Annotated in this window: 8 protein-coding genes; 5 read left to right on the plus strand and 3 right to left on the minus strand. The window is 72.4% G+C overall.

The window, feature by feature from the left end; genetic code table 11:
• Window positions 1-933 (plus strand): PASTA domain-containing protein (locus ACSNOK_RS28305; RefSeq protein ID WP_436783633.1); only part of this gene is annotated, 933 nt, incomplete at its 5' end.
• Entirely contained in the window at window positions 933-1,796 is an 864-nt protein-coding gene (locus ACSNOK_RS28310; protein ID WP_436783634.1) for a deoxyribonuclease IV, read from the plus strand. The genes ACSNOK_RS28305 and ACSNOK_RS28310, both read left to right, overlap by 1 nt.
• A gap of 174 nt (window positions 1,797-1,970) precedes the next feature.
• Here the strand turns inward: ACSNOK_RS28310 and ACSNOK_RS28315 are convergent, their stop codons facing one another.
• Window positions 1,971-2,594: a sulfite oxidase-like oxidoreductase gene (locus ACSNOK_RS28315; protein WP_436783635.1), complete on the minus strand. Its 624-nt coding sequence runs from the start codon at window positions 2,592-2,594 to the stop codon at window positions 1,971-1,973.
• Between the two features lie 155 nt (window positions 2,595-2,749).
• Here ACSNOK_RS28315 and bfr point away from each other — a divergent pair, with 155 nt between their 5' ends.
• Window positions 2,750-3,238: a bacterioferritin gene (gene bfr, locus ACSNOK_RS28320; RefSeq protein WP_436783636.1), complete on the plus strand. Its 489-nt coding sequence runs from the start codon at window positions 2,750-2,752 to the stop codon at window positions 3,236-3,238.
• A gap of 20 nt (window positions 3,239-3,258) precedes the next feature.
• Here bfr and ACSNOK_RS28325 read toward each other — a convergent pair whose 3' ends face one another.
• Both ACSNOK_RS28325 and ACSNOK_RS28330 read right to left on the minus strand, forming a co-directional pair.
• A complete protein-coding gene (locus ACSNOK_RS28325; protein ID WP_436783637.1) occupies window positions 3,259-3,588 on the minus strand; it encodes a (2Fe-2S)-binding protein in 330 nt (109 codons plus the stop codon).
• A 166-nt stretch (window positions 3,589-3,754) separates the two neighbouring features.
• On the minus strand, window positions 3,755-5,104 hold the full coding sequence (locus ACSNOK_RS28330; protein WP_436783638.1) for a class II 3-deoxy-7-phosphoheptulonate synthase: 1,350 nt from the start codon (window positions 5,102-5,104) through the stop codon (window positions 3,755-3,757).
• 101 nt (window positions 5,105-5,205) lie between these two features.
• On the opposite strand from ACSNOK_RS28330, the gene ACSNOK_RS28335 reads away from it, so the two are divergent.
• Together ACSNOK_RS28335 and ACSNOK_RS28340 are read left to right on the plus strand one after the other, a co-directional pair.
• Complete coding sequence (locus ACSNOK_RS28335) at window positions 5,206-5,262, plus strand: trp operon leader peptide (protein ID WP_436783640.1); 57 nt, start codon at window positions 5,206-5,208, stop codon at window positions 5,260-5,262.
• Window positions 5,263-5,356: 94 nt separating this feature from the next.
• On the plus strand, window positions 5,357-7,288 hold the full coding sequence (locus tag ACSNOK_RS28340) for an anthranilate synthase family protein (RefSeq protein WP_436783639.1): 1,932 nt from the start codon (window positions 5,357-5,359) through the stop codon (window positions 7,286-7,288).
• Window positions 7,289-7,406: the final 118 nt, after the last annotated feature.

The raw sequence follows: 7,406 nt of genomic DNA on the forward strand, positions 1-7,406 counted from the left end.
CCCGAGCCCCCGGCCCGCCCCCGGCGGTTCGCCGCCCTGCGGCGCAGGCCGCGGCGCGCGGTGCTGGTGGTGGCCGGCGTGCTGCTGGCCCTGCTGGCCGGCACCGGCGTGTGGTACATCAACTCCGGCCAGTTCACGTCCGTCCCCGCCGTCCTGGACCTGACCCAGGAGCAGGCGGAGAAGAAGCTGGACAAGGCCGGCCTCAAGGTGCGCGTGCGCCCCGAGTTCAGCGACACCGTCGAGCGCGGCCATGTGATGTCCACCGACCCCAAGCCAGGCGAGCGCATCCGCAACACCGGCCGGGTGACCGTGGTCGTCTCCCGCGGCCCGGAGCGGGCCGAGGTCCCCAACGTCGTCGGCATGCGGCTGGACGAGGCGAAGAAGCGGATCACCCAGGCGGGTCTGACGGTCGGGGACGTCCGGACGCAGTTCAGCGACGAGACCCCGCAGGGCGAGGTGCTCTCCAGCGACCCCCGGGGCGGTGACGAGCGCCGTCCCGACTCCCCGGTGTCGCTGATCGTCAGCAAGGGCGAGCCGGTCGAGGTGCCGGACGTGTCCGGCCTGTCGCCCGACGACGCCGAGTCCCTGCTGAGCGACGCGGGCCTGCGGATCAGGGTCTCGGACGCGCAGGTGTACTCCGACCGGGACAAGGGCTCCGTCGCCGAGCAGTCCCCCGCCCGGGGCGTGCAGGCGGCCAAGGGCGACTCCGTGACCGTCACCCTGTCCAAGGGCAAGGAGATGCTCACCGTCCCGGACGTCACCGGGAAGAGCGAGGCGGAGGCCAAGCGGATCCTGACCGCCGCGGGCTTCGAGGTCCGGGTGGACCGGCCGTTCTTCTTCCCCAAGGACTCCGTGGAGAGCCAGTCCGTGCGCGCCGGCGACAAGGCCGCCCGCGGCGACACGATCACCATCCGCCTCAAGGGAGCACTGTGATGGCGGGCATACCCCGCAACCCCGTCGGCGGCCACATCCCGGTGGCCGGCGGCCTGGCCCGCACCGGCCTGCCGTACGCGCGCGAGATCGGCGCCGAGGCCGTACAGGTCTTCGTCGCCAACCCGCGCGGCTGGGCGACCCCGCCCGGCAGCCCGGCGCAGGACGAGGAGTTCCGCGCGGGCTGCGCGGAGGCCGGCCTGCCGGTGTACGTCCACGCGCCGTACCTGATCAACTTCGGCTCCCACACCGAGGCGACCGCCGAGCGGTCCGTCGACTCGCTGCGGCACTCCCTGCGCCGGGGCCGGCAAATCGGCGCCCGGGGCGTCGTCGTCCACACCGGCGCCGCCACCGGCGGCCGCCCCCGCGCCGAAGCCCTCGCCCAGGTCGGCGAGCGGCTGCTCCCCCTCCTCGACGAGCTCACGGACGACGAGGACCCGCGCCTCCTGCTGGAGCCGACGGCCGGGCAGGGCGCCTCGCTCTGCTCCTGGATCGCCGACCTGGGCCCGTACTTCGACGTACTGGACCACCACCCCAAGCTCGGCGTCTGCCTGGACACCTGCCACCTCTTCGCGGCGGGCCACGATCTGGCCGCGCCCGGCGGCATGAAGGCGGCGCTCGACGAGCTGGTCTCGGTCGTCGGGCCGGGGCGGCTCGGCCTCATCCATGCGAACGATTCCAAGGACGTCGTGGGGGCGCACAAGGACCGGCACGAGAACATCGGCTCCGGCCATATCGGGGCCGAGCCGTTCGCGGAGCTTTTCACTCACCCGGAGACGGCGGGTGTGCCGCTCACGATCGAGACGCCGGGCGGCAAGGAGGGGCACGCGGCGGATGTGGCCCGGCTGAAGGAGTTGCGGGGCTGAGCCCCCGCACCCCCGAAGCGCCCTACGGCGCTGCCCTCAAACGCCGGACCGGCTATATCAAGCCTGTCCGGCGTTTGAGGACGAGCGGCGAAGCCGCGACAGGGGGTCTGGGGGCTTGCCCCCAGGAAACGGTGAGAGGGCGGGACCGGGGCACACCCCCGCCGCAGGCGCACCCTAAAGCTCGGGCCCGTCCCCCGGCCGCTCCTGATACGAGTACCGCTGCTCCCGCCACGGATCCCCGATGTTGTGGTACCCGCGCTCCTCCCAGAACCCCCGCCGGTCCGCGGTCATGTACTCCACCCCCCGCACCCACTTCGGCCCCTTCCACGCGTACAGATGCGGCACCGCGAGCCGCACCGGGAAGCCGTGTTCGGCGGTGAGCAGCTCACCGTCCTTGTGCGTGGCGAAGATCGACCGCTCGGAGGCGAAGTCGGAGAGCCGCAGGTTGGAGCTGTAGCCGTACTCGGCCCAGACCATCACATGGGTGACGTCCGGGGCGGGAGGGGCGAGTTCGAGAATCGTACGGGTGGCGACGCCGCCCCACTCGGCGTCGAGGACGCTGTACTTGGTGACGCAGTGCAGGTCGGCGACCACCGTGGTGTACGGCAGGGCCGAGAACTCCTCGTGCGTCCAGCAGCGCTTGTCGCCGTCGGCGGTCGCGCCGAAGACCCGGAACTCCCAGCGGTCCGGGCGGAACCGCGGCACGGGCCCGTAGTGGGTCACCGGCCAGCCACGCTGGAGACGCTGCCCCGGAGGCAGCTGGAGATGTTCCCCTTTGCGGCTTTCCGACTGACCCATGCCTCCATGGTGTCAGACCCCGGCCGATGCCGGTGACCGGGGGCCGTCCCCTGTCAGGACAACTCCCACTAAGTGTGCACTTACTGGACGGTCCGGGAGGCCGGTGCGAGGATGCGCGCATCCTGCCGGTATGAGCTTGGGAAGGAGCCCGCGCGATGCAGGGCGACCCGGAGATCATCGAATTCCTCAACGAACAGCTGACGGGCGAGCTGACCGCCATCAACCAGTACTTCCTGCACGCGAAGATGCAGGAACACCACGGCTGGACCAAGATCGCGGAACACACGCGGGCGGAGTCGTTCGACGAGATGCGGCACGCCGAGGTCCTCACGGACCGGATCATCTTCCTGGAGGGGCTGCCCAACTACCAGCGCCTCTTCCACGTCCGCGTCGGCCAGACGATCACGGAGATGTTCCAGGCCGACCGGCAGGTCGAGGTGGAGGCGATCGACCGCCTCCGGCGCGGGGTGGAGGTGATGCGGGCCAAGGGCGACATCACCTCGGCCAACATCTTCGAGTCGATCCTCGCGGACGAGGAGGACCACATCGACTACCTCGACACCCAGCTGGAGCTGATCGAGAAGCTGGGCGAGCCGCTGTACCTGGCGCAGTTCATCGAGCAGTCGAGCGGCGAGGCGCACTAGGGGCCGCGGCCCCGGGTCGGTCAGGCCGCGCGGGCGATCCCGTCCGCGGGCGGCACGACCGGCGGCACGGACGGCACGGACGGAGCGAAGGAAGCAGACGACCCCGTCGGCCCCGCCGACGGCAGCAGCTCGTTCGCGTCGGCGCCCAGCGGATCCCGGGAGCCCCGGTCCACCAGCTCCCGCCGCGGGCAGGCGCCCCGCCCGAGCAGGGCTTGGACGCGCCGCACGCAGCTGCCGCAGTCCGTGCCGGCCTTGGTCGCGGACGCGATCTGCCGGGGCGTGCACGCGCCGTTCTCCGCGTGCTCACGCACCTGCTGCTCCGTGATGCCGAAGCACGAGCAGACGTACACGCGGTCACCGCCTCGCCGAAGGAGAAGATCAAAAAGGAAGGTAACCCTTACCTTACCCGCACCGCTCCGGCGGCGACAACGCGCGGGTACGCGGAGGGGCGCGGATCACAGATCCGCGCCCCTCACATACGCCGGCTCACCGGCGCGTACACCGGCTCATCGGCCCTTACTGGTCCCGGTACATCTCCGCGACCAGGAAAGCCAGGTCCAGCGACTGACTGCGGTTGAGCCGCGGGTCGCAGGCCGTCTCGTACCGCTGGTGGAGGTCGTCGACGAAGATCTCGTCGCCGCCGCCCACGCACTCGGTGACGTCGTCACCGGTGAGCTCGACGTGGATGCCGCCCGGGTGGGTGCCGAGCGCCTTGTGGACCTCGAAGAAGCCCTTGACCTCGTCCAGCACGTCGTCGAAGCGGCGGGTCTTGTGGCCCGAGGCCGCCTCGAAGGTGTTGCCGTGCATCGGGTCGGAGACCCACGCCACCTGGGCGCCGGAGGCCGTGACCTTCTCCACCAGGGTGGGCAGCTTGTCGCGGATCTTGTCCGCGCCCATCCGGGTGATGAACGTCAGCCGGCCCGGCTCGCGCTCCGGGTCCAGCCGCTCGATGAGGGTCAGCGCCTCCTCGGGGGTGGTCGTCGGACCCAGCTTGACGCCGATCGGGTTGCGGATCTTCGACGCGAACTCGATGTGCGCCCCGTCCAGCTGCCGGGTGCGCTCGCCGATCCAGACCATGTGGCCCGACACGTCGTACAGCCGCCCGGTCCGCGAGTCGACGCGGGTCAGCGCCGACTCGTAGTCCAGGATCAGCGCCTCGTGCGAGGCGTAGAACTCGACGGTCTTGAACTCCTCCGGGTCCACCCCGCAGGCGTTCATGAAGTTCATCGCCCGGTCGATTTCCCGCGCCAGCTGCTCGTAGCGCTGGCCGGAGGGCGAGGAGCGGACGAAGTCCTGGTTCCAGGCGTGCACCTGGCGCAGGTCCGCGTAGCCGCCGGTGGTGAAGGCGCGCACCAGGTTCAGCGTGGACGCCGACGCCTGGTACATCCGCTTCAGCCGCTGCGGGTCCGGGGTCCGGGCCTCCGGGGTGAAGGCGAAGCCGTTGACCGAGTCGCCCCGGTAGGTCGGCAGGGTCACGCCGTCCCGGGTCTCGGTCGGCTTCGAACGCGGCTTGCTGTACTGGCCGGCGATCCGGCCGACCTTCACGACCGGCACGGAACCGGCGTACGTGAGCACCGCGCCCATCTGGAGCAGCGTCTTGAGCTTGTTGCGGATCTGGTCCGCGCCGACCGCGTCGAACGCCTCGGCGCAGTCGCCGCCCTGGAGCAGGAACGCCTCGCCACGGGCCACCGCGGCCAGGCGCTGGCGCAGCTGGTCGCACTCACCGGCGAAGACGAGGGGAGGATAGGACTCGAGGTCGGCGATCACATCGCGCAGAGCCTCGGGGTCCGGCCACTCAGGCTGCTGCGCCGCGGGCAGGGAGCGCCAGGTGTTGCCACCGGCGTGGATTTCAGCGTTCACGGTCACAGTCCCCACATTACGGGGTGCGGGCGCCGGTCCATCCGGAGGACCGGACTCTGAGACGAAGGACTCCGCCATCCGGTAGGCCGTGCGGTAGGGTGCGCGGCATGTACGCGTACAGCGACCAGAACTGGTGGTGGACCGCTCATCCGGCGGCCCACTGACTGCGCGTACCCAACCGACGCGAGGCCGCCCGAGGGGCGGCCTTCGGCGTTTCCGGGCCCGGGCCGTCCCTCCTCCCCACCGGAAGGACCCCCCGTGCACCACACCGCTCCCGCTCTCCCCGCCCTCATCGCCCGGCTTACCGCCCCGGGCCACCCGCCCTTCGCCCTGCTCCACCGCCGCGCCCCCGGCCTGGCCGGGGACACCGTCGAGCTGCTCACCGGCCCGGTCGCCGAGGCCGGCCGCCTGGCGGACATCGCGCTGCCGGACGGCCCGCCCGCGCCGGGCGGCCCGGCGCACGACGCGCTGGCCCTCGTCCCGTTCCGGCAGTTGCGCGAGCGCGGCTTCGAGGTCCACGACGACGGGACGCCGCTGCTCGTCCTGCGCCCCGAGGAGACGTACGAGCTGCCGCTCGCGGACGTCCTCGCCGCGCTGCCCGCGCACGAGGTGCGGGTGGAGGGCGGCGCGTTCGACGTCGACGACGAGGAGTACGCGCGGACCGTCGAGCGGGTCGTCCGGGAGGAGATCGGCACCGGCGAGGGGGCCGACTTCGTCGTCCGCCGCACCTTCGAGGGGGAGATCCACGGCTTCACGGCGGCCGACGCGCTCGCCCTCTTCCGCCGGCTGCTGTCCGGCGAGCGCGGCGCGTACTGGACGTACGTCGTCCACACCGGTGACCGGACGCTGGTGGGCGCCAGCCCGGAGGTCCATGTACGGATGTCCGGCGGCACGGTGGTGATGAACCCGATCAGCGGCACCTACCGCTACCCGGCCGAGGGCCCCTCCGCCGAGGGGCTGCTGGCCTTCCTGCACGACCGCAAGGAGGTGGAGGAGCTGTCCATGGTCGTGGACGAGGAGCTGAAGATGATGTGCACCGTCGGCGACATGGGCGGCGTGGTGATCGGCCCGCGGCTGCGCGAGATGGCGCACCTCGCGCACACCGAGTACGAACTGCGGGGACGGTCGTCGCTGGACGTGCGGGAGGTGCTGAAGGAGACGATGTTCGCGGCGACGGTCACCGGGTCGCCGGTGGAGAACGCCTGCCGTGTCATCCGCCGCCACGAGGCCGGCGGGCGCGGCTACTACGCCGGCGCCCTCGCCCTCATCGGCCGGGACGCGGGCGGCGCCCGCACCCTCGACTCCCCCATCCTCATCCGCACCGCCGACATCGACCGGCACGGCCGGCTGCGGCTCTCCGTCGGCGCCACCCTCGTCCGGCACTCCGACCCGCGCGGCGAGGTCGCCGAGACGCACGCGAAGGCGGCGGCCGTGCTGGCGGCGCTCGGCGTCCGGCCGTCCGCCGGGCGCCCGGCCGCGGGTGGTTCCGCCCGGCTCGCCGACGACCCGCGGGTCCGGGCGGCGCTCGACGCGCGGCGGGCGGACCTGGCGCCCTTCTGGCTCCGCATGCGCGAGCCGTCCTCCTCGGGTACGGCGTCCGGGCACGCGCTCGTCGTCGACGCCGAGGACACGTTCACGGCGATGCTCGCCCATCTGCTGCGGGCCTCGGGCCTCGCCGTCACCGTCCGACGCTTCGACGAGCCCGGCCTGCGCGAGGCGGCCCTGGCCCACGAGGGCCCGGTCGTCCTGGGCCCCGGCCCCGGCGACCCGTCCGCTTCCGGCGACCCCCGCATGCGGCTGCTGCGCGGGCTGGCCGCCGACCTCCTCGCCGGCCACCGGCACGGCGTCCTCGGCGTCTGCCTCGGCCATGAACTCATCGCCGCCGAACTGGGGTTGGACATCGTCCGGAAGACGGTGCCCTTCCAGGGCGCCCAGGAACGGATCGACTTCTTCGGGGTGCCGGAGACGGTGGGCTTCTACAACACGTTCACGGCGCGGTGCGACGCCGCCGCCGCGGCGGAGCTGCGGGCGCACGGCGTCGAGGTCGCGGTGAACGCCATGACCCGCGAGGTCCACGCCCTGCGCGGGCCCGGCTTCGCCGGGGTGCAGTTCCATCCGGAGTCGGTGCTGACGCTTGATGGTGTGGGGGTGGTGGGGCGGCTGCTGTCCGCGGTGGCGCCTGTGGGGTGAGTGGCCCCAGCCCCGCCCTTTCGCCGTTTCCTGGGGCTGCGCCCCAGACCCCCCTTTCGCGGCTCCGCCGCTCGTCCTCAAACGCCGGACGGGCTGAAGTGCGCGCCCAAGGGCGAAC

Origin of the sequence: Streptomyces sp. URMC 126 (assembly GCF_051386555.1) — a bacterium.
Taxonomy (GTDB): domain Bacteria; phylum Actinomycetota; class Actinomycetes; order Streptomycetales; family Streptomycetaceae; genus Streptomyces.